At 69.1% G+C, this 18,564-nt stretch carries 17 protein-coding genes; 8 read left to right on the top strand and 9 right to left on the bottom strand.

Annotated features, from left to right (window positions below; all coding sequences use genetic code 11):
- From AC2VOK_RS19030 to AC2VOK_RS19020, 3 genes are all read left to right on the top strand, one after another.
- Positions 1-914: YncE family protein (locus tag AC2VOK_RS19030; RefSeq protein WP_428901854.1), on the top strand; the 914-nt coding region annotated here is incomplete at its 5' end.
- Between the two features lie 153 nt (positions 915-1,067).
- On the top strand, positions 1,068-2,699 hold the full coding sequence (locus tag AC2VOK_RS19025; RefSeq protein WP_421530309.1) for a fatty acid--CoA ligase: 1,632 nt from the start codon (positions 1,068-1,070) through the stop codon (positions 2,697-2,699).
- Positions 2,700-2,734: 35 nt separating this feature from the next.
- Positions 2,735-3,592, top strand: a complete 858-nt coding sequence (locus AC2VOK_RS19020) for a class II glutamine amidotransferase (RefSeq protein WP_428901853.1) — start codon at positions 2,735-2,737, stop codon at positions 3,590-3,592.
- Between the two features lie 20 nt (positions 3,593-3,612).
- Here the strand turns inward: AC2VOK_RS19020 and AC2VOK_RS19015 are convergent, their stop codons facing one another.
- From AC2VOK_RS19015 to AC2VOK_RS18995, 5 genes are all read right to left on the bottom strand, one after another.
- Entirely contained in the window at positions 3,613-4,680 is a 1,068-nt protein-coding gene (locus tag AC2VOK_RS19015; RefSeq protein WP_428901852.1) for a patatin-like phospholipase family protein, read from the bottom strand.
- A 99-nt stretch (positions 4,681-4,779) separates the two neighbouring features.
- A complete protein-coding gene (gene lpqV, locus AC2VOK_RS19010) occupies positions 4,780-5,193 on the bottom strand; it encodes a lipoprotein LpqV (protein WP_428901857.1) in 414 nt (137 codons plus the stop codon).
- Between the two features lie 214 nt (positions 5,194-5,407).
- Positions 5,408-7,171, bottom strand: coding sequence for an alpha/beta hydrolase (locus tag AC2VOK_RS19005; RefSeq protein ID WP_428901851.1), 1,764 nt, complete (start codon positions 7,169-7,171; stop codon positions 5,408-5,410).
- 8 nt (positions 7,172-7,179) lie between these two features.
- A complete protein-coding gene (locus AC2VOK_RS19000) occupies positions 7,180-7,962 on the bottom strand; it encodes an enoyl-CoA hydratase (RefSeq protein ID WP_428901850.1) in 783 nt (260 codons plus the stop codon).
- 14 nt (positions 7,963-7,976) lie between these two features.
- Entirely contained in the window at positions 7,977-9,014 is a 1,038-nt protein-coding gene (locus AC2VOK_RS18995) for an enoyl-CoA hydratase/isomerase family protein (protein WP_428901849.1), read from the bottom strand.
- A 265-nt stretch (positions 9,015-9,279) separates the two neighbouring features.
- Here AC2VOK_RS18995 and AC2VOK_RS18990 point away from each other — a divergent pair, with 265 nt between their 5' ends.
- Positions 9,280-10,125 carry a Bax inhibitor-1/YccA family protein gene (locus AC2VOK_RS18990; RefSeq protein ID WP_428901848.1) on the top strand — a complete coding sequence of 282 codons (846 nt, stop codon included), beginning with the start codon at positions 9,280-9,282 and terminating at the stop codon, positions 10,123-10,125.
- Positions 10,126-10,362: 237 nt separating this feature from the next.
- Here the strand turns inward: AC2VOK_RS18990 and AC2VOK_RS18985 are convergent, their stop codons facing one another.
- Together AC2VOK_RS18985 and AC2VOK_RS18980 are read right to left on the bottom strand one after the other, a co-directional pair.
- Positions 10,363-11,580, bottom strand: coding sequence for an acetyl-CoA C-acetyltransferase (locus tag AC2VOK_RS18985; RefSeq protein ID WP_428901847.1), 1,218 nt, complete (start codon positions 11,578-11,580; stop codon positions 10,363-10,365).
- 109 nt (positions 11,581-11,689) lie between these two features.
- Positions 11,690-12,634: an SGNH/GDSL hydrolase family protein gene (locus AC2VOK_RS18980; protein ID WP_428901856.1), complete on the bottom strand. Its 945-nt coding sequence runs from the start codon at positions 12,632-12,634 to the stop codon at positions 11,690-11,692.
- 246 nt (positions 12,635-12,880) lie between these two features.
- Between AC2VOK_RS18980 and AC2VOK_RS18975 the strand changes: the two genes are divergently transcribed.
- From AC2VOK_RS18975 to AC2VOK_RS18960, 4 genes are all read left to right on the top strand, one after another.
- Positions 12,881-13,951, top strand: coding sequence for an alpha/beta hydrolase (locus AC2VOK_RS18975; RefSeq protein WP_428901846.1), 1,071 nt, complete (start codon positions 12,881-12,883; stop codon positions 13,949-13,951).
- Between the two features lie 31 nt (positions 13,952-13,982).
- Positions 13,983-15,377, top strand: coding sequence for a cystathionine beta-synthase (locus AC2VOK_RS18970; protein ID WP_428901845.1), 1,395 nt, complete (start codon positions 13,983-13,985; stop codon positions 15,375-15,377).
- A gap of 116 nt (positions 15,378-15,493) precedes the next feature.
- Positions 15,494-16,132 carry an RDD family protein gene (locus AC2VOK_RS18965; RefSeq protein WP_428901844.1) on the top strand — a complete coding sequence of 213 codons (639 nt, stop codon included), beginning with the start codon at positions 15,494-15,496 and terminating at the stop codon, positions 16,130-16,132.
- Positions 16,129-17,316, top strand: a complete 1,188-nt coding sequence (locus AC2VOK_RS18960; protein ID WP_428901843.1) for a cystathionine gamma-synthase — start codon at positions 16,129-16,131, stop codon at positions 17,314-17,316. The genes AC2VOK_RS18965 and AC2VOK_RS18960 overlap by 4 nt, the downstream gene beginning before the upstream one ends.
- Positions 17,317-17,354: 38 nt before the next feature.
- Here the strand turns inward: AC2VOK_RS18960 and greA are convergent, their stop codons facing one another.
- Together greA and AC2VOK_RS18950 are read right to left on the bottom strand one after the other, a co-directional pair.
- Positions 17,355-17,849, bottom strand: a complete 495-nt coding sequence (greA, locus tag AC2VOK_RS18955) for a transcription elongation factor GreA (RefSeq protein WP_428901842.1) — start codon at positions 17,847-17,849, stop codon at positions 17,355-17,357.
- Positions 17,850-18,070: 221 nt separating this feature from the next.
- Positions 18,071-18,505 carry a DUF4307 domain-containing protein gene (locus AC2VOK_RS18950; protein WP_428901855.1) on the bottom strand — a complete coding sequence of 145 codons (435 nt, stop codon included), beginning with the start codon at positions 18,503-18,505 and terminating at the stop codon, positions 18,071-18,073.
- Between the last annotated feature and the right edge of the window lie 59 nt (positions 18,506-18,564).

Below are 18,564 nucleotides of genomic sequence, written 5' to 3'. Positions count from 1 at the left end.
TCGCCGGCCTGGGCGAGCCGTCGGCGATCGCGGTGGGCGGCCTCGACTCCGGCCAGGCGTACGTCCGCACCGCTACCGCGGCGTACGACGCCATTGCAGTCATCGACCTGCCTGCCCACGCCGTCGTCGCGTCCCATCCGCTGGCCTACAGCGTGAGCGACCTGGCGGTGAGCCTCGACGGGTCGCATGTCTATGCCGGCCGCCACGGCGCCGGAATCGCAGACGTCGCCCTGCTGGATACGACGACAGGCGCGGTGGAAACACTCGATCTCACCGACGCGACCAACGCCGTCGCCGGTGGTGACGCGTCGGCGCCCACCACGACGTGCCTGCGGGTCAGCCCCGACGGCGTTCACCTCTATGTCGCCTCCGGCGCACAACTGGTCGCGATCGAGACGGGCGCGCGGTCCGGGCTTGGTGGCGCGCGCGTCCTCGCCGCCGTCGACATCGGCCTGCCCATCCGCGATGTTGCGCTCAGCCCCAACGGCGCGCGGGCCTACGTACTGAGCAGCGCTCCGGAGGTCGGTGCCGTGATCGACGTCGTCGACACCCGCACCCGCAGGATCACCGGCACGCGCAAACTCGGTGAGATCACCGGCTTCGTGACCGGTCTGACGCTCAGCGGTGACGGTGATCGCGCATACCTGGTCAGCGACGACAGCATCACGGTGCTGTGCACGCTGACGCACGACGTCGTCGGCACCATCGGCACCTTCGGGGTGTCCGACACGCCGTCCTGCGTGGTGGAAAGCGCGGACGCCACCTGCCTCTACATCGCCGAGTACTCCGGCGCGGTCACCGTGGCGTCGGTCGCGTCGATCGTGGCCCTGAGGAACGACAGCGCCGGGGGTGAGTGCGAATCCGCCGAGTGGATCGTGCCCGAACTGGTCGCGGGCGCACCCGCCCTCGTATAAGGCGCCCCTGCCCAAGACGGCTGTTCCGCCAGACCGTTTTCCTCAACCCGTTTTCCTGGTGCGCTGCACGCGGCGATACCATTCGGCGCACCGTACTCAAGGCGGACACAAGGCGTACACAAGGCGTACACAAGGCGTGAAGGCGACACAGCGATGGACAGCACGATGCAGGACTTCCCGCTGACGATCACCGCGATCATGCGACACGGCTGCGGCGTCCACGGAGCCCGCCGGGCCACGACGGCCACCGGCGGCGGCTACCGGCACACCAGCTACGCGGAACTGGGTCAGCAGGCGGGCCGGCTGGCCAACGCGCTGCGCCACCTGGGCGTCACCGGGGACCAGCGGGTGGCCACGTTCATGTGGAACAACGCCCAACACCTGGCGACCTACCTGGCGGTGCCGTCGATGGGCGCCGTGTTGCACACCCTCAACATCCGGCTTTTTCCCGAGCAGATCGCCTACATCGCCACCGAGGCCGACGACCGCGTCGTGCTCGTCGACCTGTCCCTGGCCGAACAACTGGCTCCGGTGCTGCCCGAGCTGAAGACCGTGCACACCGTGATCGCCGCCGGGGAGGGCGACACGGCGCCATTGGAGGAAGCGGGCAAGACGGTAGTGCGCTATGACGACGTCGTCGCCGCGGAGCCTGCCGAATTCGAGTGGCCGGACATCGATGAGCGTTCCGCGGCCGCGATGTGCTACACCAGCGGCACCACCGGTAACCCCAAAGGTGTGGTCTACAGCCACCGTTCCAGCTTCCTGCACTCCGTCACGACGTGCACCGCCAACGGCATCGGCATCGGGACAGACGACACGGTGCTGCCCATCGTGCCGATGTTTCACGCCAACGCGTGGGGCCTGCCGTACGCGGCACTGATGGCGGGTGCCGACATCGTGCTGCCCGACCGCCATCTCGACGCCCGGTCGGTGATCGACATGATCGAGAAGCTGCGGCCCACCGTGGCGGGTGCGGTGCCCACCATCTGGAACGACATCGCCCATCGCCTCGAAGAGAACCCGGACCACGACCTGTCGTCGCTGCGGGTGGTGGCCTGCGGCGGTTCGGCCGTCCCGCTGTCGCTGATGCGCACCTTCGAGGAGAAGCACGGCGTCCAGATCCGGCAGTTGTGGGGGATGACGGAAACGTCCCCGATGGCCACCATGGCCTGGCCGCCGCCGGGGACCCCGCAGGAGCAGCGGTGGGCGTACCGCGCGACCCAGGGGCAGCCGGTGTGTGGGGTGGAGATGCGCATCGTCGACGACGAGGGCCGGCCGCTGCCCAACGACGGCAACGCCGTGGGCGAGGTCGAGGTTCGCGGACCGTGGATCGCCGGCTCCTACTACCAGGGGCGCGACGAATCCAAGTTCGACTCGGGCTGGCTGCGCACCGGCGACGTCGGCCGCATCGACGAGCGCAGCTTCGTCACCCTGACCGACCGGGCCAAGGACGTCATCAAATCCGGCGGTGAGTGGATCTCCTCGGTGGAGTTGGAGAACTGCCTGATCGGGCATCCGCACGTGCTCGAGGCCGCAGTCGTCGGAGTTCCCGACGAGAGGTGGCAGGAACGGCCGCTGGCGGTGGTCGTGGCCAAACAGGGCGAGCCGCCCACCGCCGAGCAGCTGCGCAAGTTCCTCGCCGACAAAGTCGTCCGGTGGTGGCTGCCGGAGCGGTGGACGTTCGTCGACGAGATCCCGCGGACCAGCGTCGGCAAGTACGACAAGAAGGCCATCCGGGCGCGATACGCCGAACACGGCTACTGGGTGATCGAAGCCCGCGACTGATCGCGCGAGGACACGCTCTCGTTACTGTCGAAAGCATGTGTCGACTTTTTGGCCTGCACGCCGGGACGCACGTGTGCACCGCGACTTTCTGGCTGCTGGATGCCCCGGACAACCTGTCCCGGCAGAGCCGGAGAAACCCCGACGGCACGGGCGTGGGCGTCTTCGACGAGCACGGTCGCCCGCAGCTGTGCAAGCAGCCGATGGCGGCCTGGGACGATACCGCCTTCGCCGCCGAAGCCCACGAGATGACCGGCACGACCTTCCTCGCCCACGTCCGTTACGCGACGACCGGCGCCCCCGATGTGCGCAACACCCACCCGTTCCTGCAGGACGGGCGGCTGTTCGCCCACAACGGCGTGGTCCGGGGGCTCGACACCGTCGACGAACGGCTGCGTGAGGCCGGCACCGACGACCTGGTGCTCGGCCAGACCGATTCCGAGCGGGTCTTCGCCCTGATCACCGCCCGCATCCGTGCCCACGACGGCGACGTGACGGCGGGCTTGCTCGACGCCACGCGCTGGCTCGCCGACACCGTGCCGCTCTATGCGCTCAACGTGCTGCTGAGCACGGCCACCGAGATGTGGGCCCTGCGCTACCCGCGGACCCATACGCTCTACGTCCTGGACCGCCGCCCCGAGGACGCCGAACGGGATTTGCACCTGCGTACCGACCGGATCCGCGCCTTCTCGCGGCACCTGCGCGCCCGGCCCTCGGTGGTGTTCGCCAGCGAGCCGATGGACGACGATCCGCGCTGGCAGCTGATGGAGCCCGGCGAGCTGATCCACGTCGACGCGGACCTGCACATCAGCCGCAGTCTGGCGCTGCCCGTCCCGCCCCGCCACCAGCTCGCCGAGTCCGAGTCCGAGTCCGAGTGCGACGAGCCGGCGTCGTAGGCGCGCCCGGCGTGTGCCGGTCAGCCCTCGGTCGCGGGCGCCGCGCCGGCGCCGGAGTCGGCTTCGAAGGCGTCCAGCGCCCGGTCGGCCACCTCGCGGCCGGCGGAAATCACCTCGACTGCCCGGTGGAATTCCAGGCTGCGGCAGGTCGAGCGCGGGACCTCGATCAACAGGTCGGGCGGGTACGCCGCCAGGCTGTGGCGCGCCAGCGCCGACTGGGCGATGTCGATCGTCCGGTTCATCACCTCGAAGCCGCTCAGCCGCGGAACGTCCGATTCGCCTTGCGTGTCCTCGGCGGGCTCCTTCAGGTCGGCGTCGGATTCCGTCTCGGCCCGCTCGACGTCGGGCCCCACGCCGAACCTTCCCAGCACTGCACGGGCCGTCGGCCGGTCGAGCAGTGAGCGGGCGGCGGTGGTGTCGAGCAGCGCGGAGGTGCTGCGCACCATGCGGTTCAACCACTCGGCGGTGGCGCCCGGCTCGGCGCCGCGGCTGCCGATCACCTCGCTGCCGCTGAGGTTCACCGCGATGGTCAGGTCGGCATTGACCGCCGAGAGCGGGGCGATCGGCAGCGGATCGAGGATGCCGCCGTCGGCCAGCAGCCGTCCGTCGACCTCGTACGGGGCGATCACCCCGGGGATCGCGATGGAAGCACGGATCGCCTCGTCGAGGGGACCGTGCTGGAACCACACCGCTGTGCCGGCCAGCAGATCGGTCGCGACCGCGGTGTAGGGGATGGACAGTTGCTCGATGGTGACCGGGCCCAGGATGTCGCGTACCGCGTCCAGGATCTTGCCGGCCCGCATCACCCCGGCAGCACTGATGGAGGGGTCCAGCAACCTCAGGATCGTGCGCTGGGTCAGCGACTTCGCCCACTCGGCGAACTCGTCGAGGCGTCCGGCTGCCTGCAGGCCGCCCACCAGCGCGCCCATCGACGAACCGGCGATTCCCACGATGTCGTAGCCACGCGCCTGCAGCGCCTCGATCACCCCGATGTGGGCGTAGCCGCGGGCGCCTCCGCTGCCGAGCGACAGCGCCACCCGCAGCGGTGCCGAGGGGTGGGAGACCGCCGCAACAGGTTCACCGGGCATCCACTCATTCTGCGCGGCGGCGCGGTCCCCGGCTGTCCGTGCGGCGCTTGTGTGCACCGTGATCTCGGCAACGCTGCCGATAACGGTGCGGCCCTGGCGCTACCCGCACTCGTCATCGGCGGCCGCCCGCGCGGCGACGATCACGGCCGCCTGCCGGGCCGGGCTCAGTCGCGCCCACGCTGTGTTCCAGCTGCCCGGGGTGCCCGACGGCGACGCCTGAACCATCGCCAGATACATCTCGACCCGTGATGCGCCGGTGTCGGGCTGGGCGTCCATCCACACCTTCGCGGCGTGACAGGCCTGGAAATACTGCTCCTCGGTGGAATCGGCCGGGACATCCACGCGGGTCGTCACGCCGGCGGGGGAGAGACCGACCGCGTCCGGTGGCGCCGGATCCCCGACGCTGCCCGTGCCCGACGGCCGCGCCGGTGACGACGTGGTCCCGCCGCCGTGGGCACCGTGCGAGCAGCCCGTGAGCGCCGGCGAACAAGCCAGTGTCGCGGCGGCGACGATGGCCGTGCCCCAGCGTGGGAACGAACGACTGAAACTGCTCACGATGTCAATCTATGCGGTCAAATTATGTGGGGCAGATTCCAGCCACCGGCCGACGTGAGGGAGCACTTCGGATCCTGCCGGTGGTGTCGGCGGTGAAGCCGCGCGTACCGTCCCGCCGGTTTCGGCTGCTCGTTTCGGCTGCCCGTTTCGGCTGCCCGTTTCGGCGCTGGATCTAGTTGCTGGAGTGCAACAGCGGCCGCAGCCGGTCGGTCTTGTCCGGCGTCCAGCCGGGCGGGGACAAGACGGCGGCCCAGCCGTTGGCGACGTCGGCGACGTAACGGTGGCCATGCCCCTCCGGCACGTCCAGGGCGACCGCCATGTCCGCGGTGACTTGCAGGAACGTCACCACCGGGATCCAGCGTGTCTGGGGCAGCACGTCGTAGCCCCGCTTCTCCTTGAGCCAATCCGGCTCCTTGAACAGCAGGCTGGGCGTCCACCAGGCGATCGGGTCCGACGCGTGCTGAAGGTAGACCACCCGCGGGACGTCCCACGGGGCGTCCGGGCGGGCGAAGTTCCGCGCGCGGGCGACGAACCGGACGTTCTTGCCGTCGTGGTAGATCGGCAGCCACTCCGGTGAGCCGGCATCGCGGGTGGCGGTGAGGTCCGTCCAGATGGTGTTTTTGAAGGTCGGTCCGCTGAACAGCGCGCCGTCGGTGCGGGCCAGGACGTTGTTGAGGCTCATGAACGGCGCCTCGGCGCCGAACGATCCCAGGCTCTCGCCGAACACCACGAGCTTGGGGCGATGCTCCTCGGGCAGCTTCCGGACCAGCCTGTCGACGGCCTCGAAGAGCGCCTGACCCGCGTGCCGGGCGTTCTCCTTGTCCACCAGGAACGACAGCCAGCTCGGCAGAAACGAGTACTGCATGCTCACGACCGCGGTGTTGCCGTCGTACATGTACTCCAGCGCCGAGGCTTCGGCCTCGTTGATCCAGCCGGTGCCGGTGGTGGTCCCCACCGCGACGACAGCACGCCGCAGCCCGCCCGTGCGCTGCAGCTCCCGGGCCGCGAGCTCGGCGGTCGCGGTGATGCCGTCGGCGGAGTTCAGCCCGGCGTAGGCCCGGATCGGCTCGGTGGCCTGCACCCCGTTGAACGCGGTGAGCTGCTCGACCGTCGGGCCGCCCTCGACGAAGACTCGGCCCTCCCGGCCCAGCGAGTCCCAGGACACCAGCGACCCCGGACCACCGGATCGAAGCGGGGTCCTCGGCGGCGCGGTGTCGGGGCTCTCCTCGTCGTTGGCCGAGGCGAAGGTGTTGTTCATGGTGCGCATCGCGACCTTGAGCACGACCCCGTTGAGCACAGTGATCGACAGCGCCGCGAGGGCGACCACCACGATGGCCGCCGAGAGGCGGAACGGTGCCACCCGGTCGACCCGGTCGACCAGAAAGCTGACCAGCCAGCGAGTGGACTGCCCGATCTCGACCAGGCTGAACAGCACCACCAGCGACAACCCTGTGGCCACCGGGTAGTCGTACCACCGCAGGTGCGGGACGCCCATCAGGTCGCGCACGTCGTCCTGCCAGACGTGAAAGCGGATCGCCATGATCACCATGCCGACCGCCCCGATCGGGATCAGCAGCATCCACGCCCACCGCGGCGCCGGCGGACTGGAATCCAGGTCGCGCATGTAGCGGACCAGCCACACCGCGAAGACGCCGATGCCATAGCCGATGGCGCCGGAGATCCCGCTGACCAGACCCTGGAACAGCGCGCTGCGGGGCAGCAGTGACGGCGTCATCGAGAACCAGACGAAGATCAGGCCGACGGTGGTGCCGGTGAAGGTGTAGTGCCGTAGCCACCAGTCCCGGCCGGCCGGCCCGGGCTCGCCGGCCGGCCCGGATTCCTGCGGTTCGGGCACTGGGCGGGATGGGGCTTCCGTGCCGGCTTCGGGCGCCGGTTCGTGGCCGGCGGTGTTGGTCGCAGAACCCGGTCGGTGCATCGGAAGCCCTACCGGTGGCGGAAGTTCGGAGCGCGTTTCTCGATGAAAGCGGCCATGCCCTCGGACTGGTCCTCGGTGGCGAACGTCGAGTGGAACAGCCGGCGTTCGTAGAGCAGTCCCTCGGCCAGGGTGGACTCGAACGAGCGGTTGACGGCCTCCTTGGCCATCCGGGCTGCCGAGCGCGACATTCGCGAGATGGTGGTGGCGACGGCCCTGGCCTCGGTCAGCAGGTCCTCGGCCGGCACCACACGCGAGACCAGGCCGCTGCGTTCGGCTTCGGTAGCGTCGATGGTGCGCCCGGTCAGGATGAGGTCCATGGCCTTGGCCTTGCCGATGGCGCGGGTCAGCCGTTGGGAGCCACCCATGCCGGGCAGCACGCCGAGTTTGATCTCCGGCTGGCCGAACTTGGCCGTATCGGCCGCGATCAGCAGGTCGCACATCATCGCGAGTTCGCAGCCACCGCCGAGGGCGTGGCCCGCGACCGCGGCGATCGTCGGGGTGCGCACGGCCGCCAGTGTGGCCCAGGGGGCGAAGAAGTCGGCGCCGAAGGCGTCCGCGAAGGTCAGGTCGGCCATCTCCTTGATGTCGGCACCGGCGGCGAAGGCCTTGGCCGATCCGGTGATGATGATCGCGCCGATGCCGGGGTCACCGTCGAATTCGGTTGCCGCGCAGGTTACTTCGCTCATCACCTGGCTGTTGAGGGCATTGAGCGCCTGCGGCCGGTTCAGCGTGATGATGCCGACCCGCTCGTCGCGCTCGACGAGAATGGTCTCGAATGTCGAGTCTGTCACCGAATCCGCCTTTCTCAGAAACTCAGGTCGTCGTCGACCGGCGCGAAATACGCCTCGACGTCGGCCGCGCCGACCTCGGCAAGCGTCGCCGGCGACCACTTCGGGTTGCGATCCTTGTCGATCAGTTGTGCTCGGATGCCCTCCACCAGGTCGTGTGAGCGCAGCGATGCGCTCGACACCCGATAGTCTTGCACCAGAACGTCTTCCAGCGTCTCCAGCTTGGCGGCCCGGCGCACCGCTGCCAGCGTCACCGACACCGCGACGGGGGAGCGGGTGGCGATCAGGTCGGCGGCGTCCCGCGCGGCTGCCGCGCCGTGTCGGCGGAGTGCGGCGAGGATGTCCTCGGCGCTGTCGCCGGTGTAGCATTCGTCGATCCAGTCTCGCTGGGCGCCAAGATCACTCGCTGGGGGTTCGACGGCGTGGTGGGCCAGTGCGCCGTCGGGTCCGTCGGTGACGACCGCACGGGTGAACGCCTCGAGATCGCCGTGCGGCACGTAATGGTCGGCGAATCCCATCGCGATGGCGTCGGCGCCGGAAAATGGGGCTCCGGTCAGGGCGGCGTGCAGGCCCAGCCCGCCCGGCGCGCGGGACAGCAGGAAAACCCCGCCCACGTCGGGGATGAAACCGATGCCTACCTCGGGCATCGCGACCGTGGAGGTGTCGGTCACCACCCGCGTGTTCGCGTGCGCGCTGACGCCGACCCCGCCGCCCATCACGATGCCGTCCATCAACGAGACATAGGGCTTGGCGAACCGGCCGATCTGCGCGTTGAGCAGATACTCGTCGTGCCAGAAGCGCCGCGCCACCACCCCGTCCCTGCAGGCGCTGTGGTAAATCGCGACGACGTCGCCGCCGGCGCACAGTCCGCGATCCCCCGCGCCGCGCAGCACCACCGCGCCCACCGCGTCGTCGCCGGCCCAGGCGGTGAGCACCGCCCGCAGCGCGTCCACCATGGCCTGGTTGAGCGAGTTGATCGCCCTGGGGCGGTTGAGCGTGATCACGCCGACGCCCCCCTCGACGCGGGTCAGAACCTCCTCGGATCCTGCTGTCACGCCCTGGCCTCCTGTTGTTCTGTTGTTCGCGATCCGTTCGCATCCGCCCGAGCCGCTTCGCGGCTGCCCCGGCCTCGAGGAGAAATCTAGATCGTTCCAAGGTCGGCGATGCCCGCGGGTAAGGTCTATGTTTAAGCCGACAACCACATGCGAGGCAGGAAATACTCGTGAGATGCCGGCTCTGTCGGGAACCCCGGTCGGGCCACTGATCGTTGAGTGTGTGTTCGCACAGCTCGAAGCCACAGCTATGAGAGAGGATCCGACGGTGCGGGAGACAAGCAACCCGGTATTTCGTTCGCTGCCCAAGCAGAGCGGCGGATATGCGCGATTCGGTACAGGCGCGCCGCAAGTGCAGCAGGGCTATCACCAGGCCGACCCTTACCGGGCTCCCTATCAGGAGGTCGAAGCCTCCCGCCCGGTGACCATCGACGACGTCGTCACCAAGACCGGCATCACGCTGGCCGTGCTGTCGGCCGCCGCGATCGTCTCCTACTTCCTGGTGTCGGCGAACGTCGCTCTGGCGATGCCGCTGACCATGATCGGAGCGCTCGGCGGCCTGGGGCTGGTGCTGGTGGCCACCTTCGGCCGGAAGCAGGACAGCCCGGCGATCGTGCTGAGCTACGCGGTGCTGGAAGGGCTGTTCCTCGGCGCCGTCTCGTTCGTGTTCGCGAACTACCAGGTGTCCTCGGCCAGCGCCGGTTCTCTGATCGGCGAGGCCGTTCTGGGCACCTTCGGGGTGTTCTTCGGCATGCTCGTCGTGTACAAGACCGGGGCCATTCGGGTCACGCCCAAGTTCACCCGGTACCTGATCGCCGCCATGTTCGGGGTGCTGGGCCTGATGCTCGGTAACTTCGTGCTGGCGATGTTCGGTGTGGGCGGCGGCGAGGGTATGGGTCTGCGCAGCGGCGGGCCGTTGGCCATCCTGTTCTCGATCGTGTGCATCGGTATCGCGGCCTTCAGCTTCCTCATCGACTTCGACGCCGCCGACCAGATGGTGCGTGCCGGCGCGCCGGAGAAGGCGGCATGGGGCATCGCGCTGGGCCTGACGGTGACCCTGGTCTGGCTGTACCTCGAGATTCTGCGTCTGCTCAGTTACCTGCAGAACGACTAGCCCGCACCGAATGACAAGGCCGGCACCCGAGGGTGCCGGCCTTGTCGGTTTGGGTTCGGCGTTCGGTTTGGGTTCGGCGTTCGGTTTGGGTTCGGCGTTCGGTTTGGGTTCGAGTGTGAACCGGTGGCGTCGAGTGTGAATCCTTGGCGGCGTCTATCGGCGTGTCGCCGCCCAGAATTCACACCCGAGCCCCCGCCCGGGGCCGAGCCCCCGCCCGGGGCCGGGCATCGGCCGGGTTCAGCTGAGCCGCTCGATGATCATCGCCATGCCCTGACCGCCGCCCACGCACATGGTTTCCAGGCCGAGCGTCTTGTCGTGGGTCTGCAGGTTGTTGAGCAGCGTGGTGGCGATCCGGGCGCCGGTCATGCCGAACGGGTGGCCCAGCGCGATCGCCCCGCCGGACACGTTCAGCTTGTCCTCGTCCATGCCCAGCTCGCGGGCCGAGCCCAGGACCTGCACCGCAAACGCCTCGTTGATCTCGTAGAGGTCGATGTCGCCGATCGACATGCCGGCGCGGTGCAGCGCCTTCGTGCATGCCTCGATCGGGCCCAGTCCCATGATCTCCGGCGACAGGCCGCTGACCGCGGTGGACACGATGCGCGCCAGCGGCGTCAGGCCGAGTTCCTCGGCCTTGGTGTCGCTGGTGATGATCAGGGCGGCCGCGCCGTCGTTCAACGGGCACGCATTACCCGCTGTCACCGTCCCGTTGGGCCGGAACACCGGCTTGAGCTCGCTGACCTTCTCGTAGGTGGTGCCGGCGCGGGGGCCGTCATCGGTACTGACGGTGCTTCCGTCCGGCAGGGTCACCGGGGAGATCTCGCGTGCGAAGAAGCCGCTCTTGATCGCCTCCTCCGCCCGGTTCTGGCTGCGCACCCCCCAGCGGTCCTGCTCCTCGCGACTGATCCCCGTCAAGATCGCGACGTTCTCGGCGGTCTGACCCATCGCGATGTAGACATCGGGCAGGTTGCCGTCGGCCCGGGGGTCGTGCCATTCCTCGGCGCCCGCAGCAGCAGCCGCCGCCCTCTCCTGCGCCGCGTCGAACAGCGGATTTTTGGTGTCCGGCCACGAGTCGGAGTTGCCTTTGGCGAAGCGGGAGACCGTTTCCACGCCCGCGGAGATGAACGCGTCGCCCTCGCCCGCCTTGATCGCGTGGAACGCCATCCGGGTGCTCTGCAGTGACGACGAGCAGTACCGGTTGACGGTGGTGCCCGGCAAGAAGTCGTAGCCCAGCTCGACGGCGACGACGCGCGCCATGTTGAACCCGGACTCGCCACCGGGCAGGCCGCAGCCCAGCATGAGGTCGTCGATCTGGTGCGGGTCGAGCGCGGGAACCTTGTCGAGCGCGGCGCGCACCATCTGGGCGGCCAGGTCGTCAGGCCGCATGCTGACCAGCGATCCCTTCATGGCGCGGCCGATCGGTGAGCGAGCAGTGGAGACGATGACAGCTTCAGGCATGGGAGATTTCCTTCACATCCGATGGGCGTGCAAATCCGATGGGGCGCGCTCGCCTCATGAGCCGTTGGTACGGCCATCGCCGACCGGCCCGGACGAGACCAACCCAAATCTAATCGCTGCCCGCCGGCTGGCATGACGACGGGGCGGCTGGCTGTGTCTCCGGGCGCCGCCACAAACGCGACAACACCGGGCGACCCGCCGGAGCGGGTGAGGGCGAAAGTGTGTTCTCGGGGCACTCCTCGGTGTCGCCGAGCGCGTCGTAGAGCGCCGGCAACAGCGCGTCTGCGGCCAGGGCATACGCGGACGACGAGGGGTGGTAGCCGTCGGCGGAGAACATCGAATCCGGGGTGGCGCGGAACTGCGGGGCCAGCAGATGCGCCAGGGGCACCGGCACCCCGCCTGCGGCTCGCACCGACGCGGCCTGGGCGCGGGCCAACTGGGAGGTGCGTGCGTGGGCCAGCGAACGCAGCGGCTGCGGGATCGCGCTGATCACCCCGAGGTCCGGGCAGGTGCCGACGACGACCACCGTGCCGTGGGTACGCAACTTGCGGACCGTCAGGGCCAGCCGTTGCGCCGACGGGCCGACGCCGTTGAGGGCGGTCACGTCGTTGGCGCCCAGCATCATCACCGCCGCATCCGGCGGGGGACCGGCGACGAACATCGCATCGACCTGACCGCACACCCCCTTCGACGTCGCGCCGACGATGGCTTTCGTGCTCAGCCGGACACGACCGCCGGTCCGCTCGGCGAGCCCGCGGGCGATGAGCACGCCCGGCACTTCTTCGGCGCTCGTGCAGCCGTACCCGGTTGCCGTCGAGTCGCCGAAGATCATCAGGTGCAGGTCGAAGTCAATGCCGCGGTGCCACCGCTCGACCGGCCCGCCGCCGGGGGCGTAGATGCCGTCGGCGCGGGGCGGGATTTCCCAGGATTTGGGGATCAACGTGCGCGCGTGGGTCGCCTGGCCGAGCAGCAGGTTGCGAGCGCCCAGGTACGCGGTACCCGTCGAGGCGAGAGCCCCCGCCGTGGCCAGGGCGATCGTCGAACGACGCAGCACCCGGATGGACACGTTGATGAGTTTAGCCCGGCTCCGGGGTTTGCACGGTCGCAATCTGAACAATCTGATCACGTTGTGAACCAGATGTGATATCGAATCCGGCTGTCCAAACGTCTTCTGTGGCAACGCGTGTCAAGCTGACTTTCGACGGAGTGGCTAAACGGCTCGTCGGACGCCGGCGCATCAGACGCTTAGCTGCCCCGGCGCATGCCGTATCGGACTACAAAGGCGTAGGAAGTGTTGAGCATGACCGTATTTCGCGACGAGTGCAGCTCGCCCCGGCCTGTCATCCGCACCCACGACGTCCGCAAGGCGCGCAGGTCTGGGGCTCGCCGATTCGCCATCAGCGGCGGTGCACCGGTCGAGGTCCTCGAATCCGGACCCAGTATCGCCGCCCGGGTGGCCGGACTGGCTTCGCGGCTGACGATACGGCCGGTGCTGGCCGTGGGCAGCCATGCCCCCAACGTGCCCTGGCCCTGGGGCCTGATCGACCTCGCGTCGCGGGCGCTGCTCCCGGTCTCGGCCACGGTGCGCGAGACCGTGACCTTGCGCAACGCCACGGCGCAGATGGTGCGTGCTCCCGGGGTGCTGCCCGCGGACGGGACCCGTCGGGTCGTCGTCTACCTGCACGGCGGAGCGTTCCTGACGTGCGGCGCGAATTCGCACGGCAGGCTCGTCGAGGCGCTGTCGGAGTTCGCCGACTCACCGGTCCTGGTGGTCAATTATCGTCTGCTGCCCAAACATTCGATCGGGATGGCCCTCGACGACTGCCACGACGGGTACCAATGGCTCCGCGTGCGCGGTTACCAGCCCGACCAGATCGTGCTGGCCGGGGACTCGGCGGGCGGCTACCTGGCGCTGGCGCTGGCGCAACGCCTGCAACGGGGGGAGGACGAGGTGCCGGCGGCGCTGGTGGCGATCTCGCCGCTGCTGCAGCTGGCGAAGGAATGCAAGCAGTCGCACCCCAACATCAAGACCGACGCAATGTTCCCCCCGAAGGCGTTCGACGCCCTCGACGTTCTCGTCACCAGTGCGGCCGCGAAGAACACGGTGGACGGTGAACCCGAGGAGATCTACGAGCCGCTGGAGCACATCACCCCCGGCCTGCCGCGCACCCTGATCCACGTGTCGGGCGCCGAGGTGTTGCTGCACGACGCACAGCTGGCGGCCCGCCGGCTGGCGGCAGTCGGCGTGCCGGCCGAATTGAGGGTCTGGCCTGGTCAGATCCACGACTTCCAGCTGGCCGCGCCGATGGTGCCGGAGGCGGTTCGGTCGCTGCGCCAGATCGGTGAGTACATCCGCGAGGCCACCGGGTAGCTGACCGGCGCCGGACTGAGACGATGAGCGCATGCACATCGCGCAGCACATCAGTGACCTGATCGGCGGGACGCCACTGGTGCGCCTGCACGCCGTCGTCCCCGCCGGTGCCGGCGCCGTGGCAGCCAAGGTCGAGTACCTCAACCCCGGCGGCAGCTCCAAGGACCGGATCGCCGCGAAGATGATCGATGCCGCCGAGGCCGGCGGGCAGCTCAAACCGGGCGGCACCATTGTCGAACCGACGTCGGGCAACACCGGCGTCGGTCTGGCCCTGGTCGCCCAGCGCCGCGGCTACCGGTGCGTCTTCGTGTGCCCCGACAAGGTCAGCGAGGACAAGCGCAACGTGCTGATCGCCTACGGCGCGGAGGTCGTCGTATGCCCGACGGCGTTGCCGCCGGAGCACCCGGACAGCTATTACAGCGTGTCCGACCGGCTGACCCGGGAGATCGACGGGGCCTGGAAACCCGACCAGTACGCCAACCCGGACGGGCCGGCCAGCCACTACGAGACGACCGGCCCGGAGATCTGGGCCGACACCGACGGCCGGGTCACCCACTTCGTCGCCGGGATCGGCACCGGGGGGACCATCACCGGCGCCGGCCGCTACCTCAAGGAGGTGTCCGGCGGGCGGGTGCGCATCGTCGGGGTCGATCCTGAGGGCTCGGTGTATTCGGGCGGCAGCGGCCGGCCGTACCTGGTCGAAGGGGTTGGCGAGGACTTCTGGCCGGCGGCCTACGACCCGAGCGTGCCCGACGAGGTCATCGCGGTGTCGGATTCCGACTCGTTCGACATGACCCGGCGGCTGGCCCGCGAGGAGGCGCTGCTGGTCGGCGGCTCGTGCGGAATGGCGGTGGTGGCCGCGGTGCAGGTGGCCGAGCGGGCCGGGCCCGATGCCCTCGTCGTCGTCTTGTTGCCCGACGGCGGCCGCGGCTACCTGTCGAAGATCTTCAACGACGCGTGGATGTCGTCGTACGGATTCCTGCGCAGCCGCCTGGACGGCTCCACGCAGCAGCCCGCGGTAGGTGACGTGCTGCGCGGAAAATCCGGCGCTCTTCCCGATCTGGTGCACACCCATCCCTCCGAGACGGTCCGCGACGCCATCGGCATCCTGCGCGAGTACGGCGTGTCCCAGATGCCGGTGGTCGGCGCCGAGCCCCCGGTGCGGGCCGGTGAGGTCGCCGGAAGTGTCTCCGAGCGCGAACTGCTCTCGGCGGTCTTCGAGGGCCGCGCCAAGCTGGCCGACGCCGTCTCGCAACACATGAGCCCACCACTGCCGATGATCGGCGCCGGCGAGTCGGTCGGCGCTGCCGGCAGAGCCCTGCGCGACTGGGATGCCTTGATGGTGGTGGAACACGGCAAACCGGTCGGTGTCATCACCCGGCATGATCTGCTGGGGTTCCTCTCGGATACGCCGCGCCGGCGCTAGCGCAGGCGTCGTTCGGATCGTGCGGCCGTTTCGGGCGGCCGCTGCAGCAATCGGCTGCTCAGGTACTGTTGGGCGGCCCGGTTCGCCCGATCCGCAGGGGGGAAGGTTCCTTGCCCATGACCGACCAACCGCCACCCGGCGGGGCCTTCACGCCACCGCCGCCGCCCGGTTCCTCCCCTCCGCCTCCCCCCGGGGGCGGTTCCTACCCCCCGCCGCCCCCGTCGTCGGGTGGTTACGCCCCGCCGCCACCCGGGCCGGCGATCCGCACGCTGCCGAAGCAGGACTACACCGCGTGGTTTTCGCGGGTGCTGGCGTTCATCATCGACATCCTTCCGGGCATTGTCGTGGTCGGCACCGCGTCCTTACTTTTCCCCCTGCCGAATCTGTGCATCGTCCAGGTTCCTCACAGCAAGCCGGTTTGCTTCGTGCAGGTCTCGCTCCTCGATGCGCTGGCGCTGGCGTTGGCGGCGGCCCTGGGGCTGTTCTACCTGATCTGGAACTACGGCTATCGGCAGGGAACGACCGGGTCCAGCATCGGCAAGTCGGTCATGAACTTCAAGGTGGTCAGCGAGATCACCGGTCAGCCCATCGGTTTCGGGAAGTCTTTACTGCGGTATCTCGCGCATGTCTGTGACGCGATCATCTGTTTCGTCGGTTTTCTCGTCCCGCTGTGGGATGCCAAGCGGCAGACGTTGGCCGACAAGATGATGTCGACTGTCTGCCTGCCGATCGGGGGCAGGCAGACACCCGGATGAGCACGGAGCGCGGCACGCCAATCCCCAAGATCGCCGGACTGGCCACCCGGGCCATCCACGCCGGCTACCCGCCGGATCCCGCGACCGGGGCGGTGAACCCCCCGATCTACGCCAGCAGCACGTTCGCCCAGGACGGCGTCGGGCACCTGCGCGGCGGTTTCGAGTACGCGCGCACCGGCAACCCGACCAGGGCCGCGCTCGAAGCCTCGCTCGCAACTGTCGAAGAGGGCGCCTACGCGCGGGCGTTCAGTTCCGGGATGGCGGCCGCCGACTGCGCCCTGCGGGCGATGCTGAGGCCCGGCGACCACCTGATCATTCCGACCGATGCCTACGGCGGCACGTTCCGTCTCATCGACAAGGTGTTCACGCAATGGGGCGTCCGCTATACGCCGGTGGCGTTGTCAGACCTGGACGCCGTACGCGCGGCGATCGCCCCGCAGACCCGGCTGATCTGGGTCGAGACACCGACCAACCCGTTGCTGTCCATCGCCGACATCGCCGCCATTGCCGAGATTGCCGAGATCGTGCAACTCGGGGCGGATCTCGGTCCGAGGGTGCTGGTCGACAACACGTTCGCCTCACCTGCGCTGCAGCAGCCGCTGACGCTGGGCGCCGACGTCGTGCTGCACTCGTCCACCAAGTACTTGGGTGGGCACTCCGACGTGGTGGGCGGGGCGCTGGTCACCAATGACGAGGAGTTGGACGGCGCCTTTGGTTTCCTGCAGAACGGGGCCGGCGCGGTGCCGGGCCCGTTCGACGCCTACCTGACGATGCGCGGCCTCAAGACGCTGGTGCTCAGGATGCAACAGCACGGCCGGAACGCCCTGGCCGTGGCCCAATTTCTCGCCGGGCACCCCGCGGTGAGCGCCGTGCTGTACCCCGGTCTGGCCGGGCACCCGGGGCATGAGATCGCGGCACGGCAGATGCGGGGCTTCGGCGGCATGGTCTCGGTACGGATGCGCGGCGGGCGCCGCGCCGCGCAGGACCTGTGCGCGCGCACCGGGGTGTTCATCCTGGCCGAGTCCCTGGGTGGGGTGGAGTCGCTGATCGAGCATCCCAGCGCCATGACACACGCGTCGGCGGCCGGTTCGCAGCTGGAGGTTCCCGATGACCTGGTGCGGCTGTCGGTCGGCATCGAGGACGTGGCTGACCTGCTGGCCGATCTCGACCAGGCGTTGCGCTAACCCCCGCGCAGCTGGTCAGGGAGTGGTCGCGCGGCTGGTCAGGAGTGGTAAGGCTCCGCACTGAGCAGCTTGACCTCGACGGTGCTGCCGTTGGGAACCGTGTAACTGCGGGTCTCGCCGACCTTGGCGTCGATCAGCGCGCCGCCCAGGGGCGAGTTCGGCGAGTACACCTCGAGCTTGCCGTCGTTGACGCCCTCCTGACGGGTGGCGATCAGGAACGTCTCGGTGTCCGACTCGTCGCCGTTGTAGCAGACCTTCACAACCGAACCGGGCAGCGCGACGCCGGACTGCTTGGGCGCCTCGCCGACCTTTGCGTTGCTCAGCAGATCCTGCAGCTGTCGGATGCGGGCCTCCTGCTGGCCCTGCTCCTCGCGCGCGGCGTGGTAGCCGCCGTTCTCGCGGAGGTCGCCCTCCTCGCGGCGGTCGTTGATTTCGGCGGCGATGACCGGGCGGTTGGCGATCAACTGGTCGAGTTCGGCCTTGAGTCGGTCATGTGATTCCTGGGTCAGCCAGGTCACCTGAGTATCCGTCATCTCGTCGCGCTCCTCGTGTTCACGCTTCCGCCTCGTCGCGTCAGCCTCTGTCCTGCCCCGCCCCGGGAGTGTTCGGGTCTCCCGGGTGACGCCGATCCGTCCCGCCCACGGCCATTAATGCAGCAATACACGGTCCCAGCTGGAACCGTGCATTTCTCTACGTTACCACCACGGAAACGTCCGGTGACGCACAAATTCGCAGTTCGGGGTCCGCGCCGCGGTCAGGATGGCCGCAGATAAGCGGGTACGTCGGTGCCACAGCCATAGATGTCGGCCATCATCGGCGGCCGAGAGGATTTCACCGTTGTCGTCACCTGCACCGTGGCCTGGTCGGATGGCGGGACCAACACCTCCCGCCGGCCGGTCTCGCTGCCGTCCTGCGCGCGAACCCGCACGATGCAGTCCGCCGGTCGCGACGGGTCCGAGCGTGTCACGCTGATCGTCACCGAGGCCGTCTCGTCGTCGATGACGCGATACCCGGCCAGCGAACCCGAGACGTCGCTGGCGCCGAGCCGTTGGTAGCCGATGACGGCGACTCCGACCCCCGCCGCGACCGCAAGGACGGTCAGCGCGATCACCACGGGCCGCCGCGACGTACCCGACAGCCGGGATTGCCCGTAACGGCCCGCGGGTCGTGGAATAAACGGCTCGCTCACGCGTGATTCATCTCTGGACGGCGATCGGGCGTCCCCGGCCCGGGGGATGGCGACGATCG

This window comes from Mycobacterium sp. TH-M116, from assembly GCF_057473685.1.
This window is presented reverse-complemented; position numbering and strand designations above follow the sequence as displayed.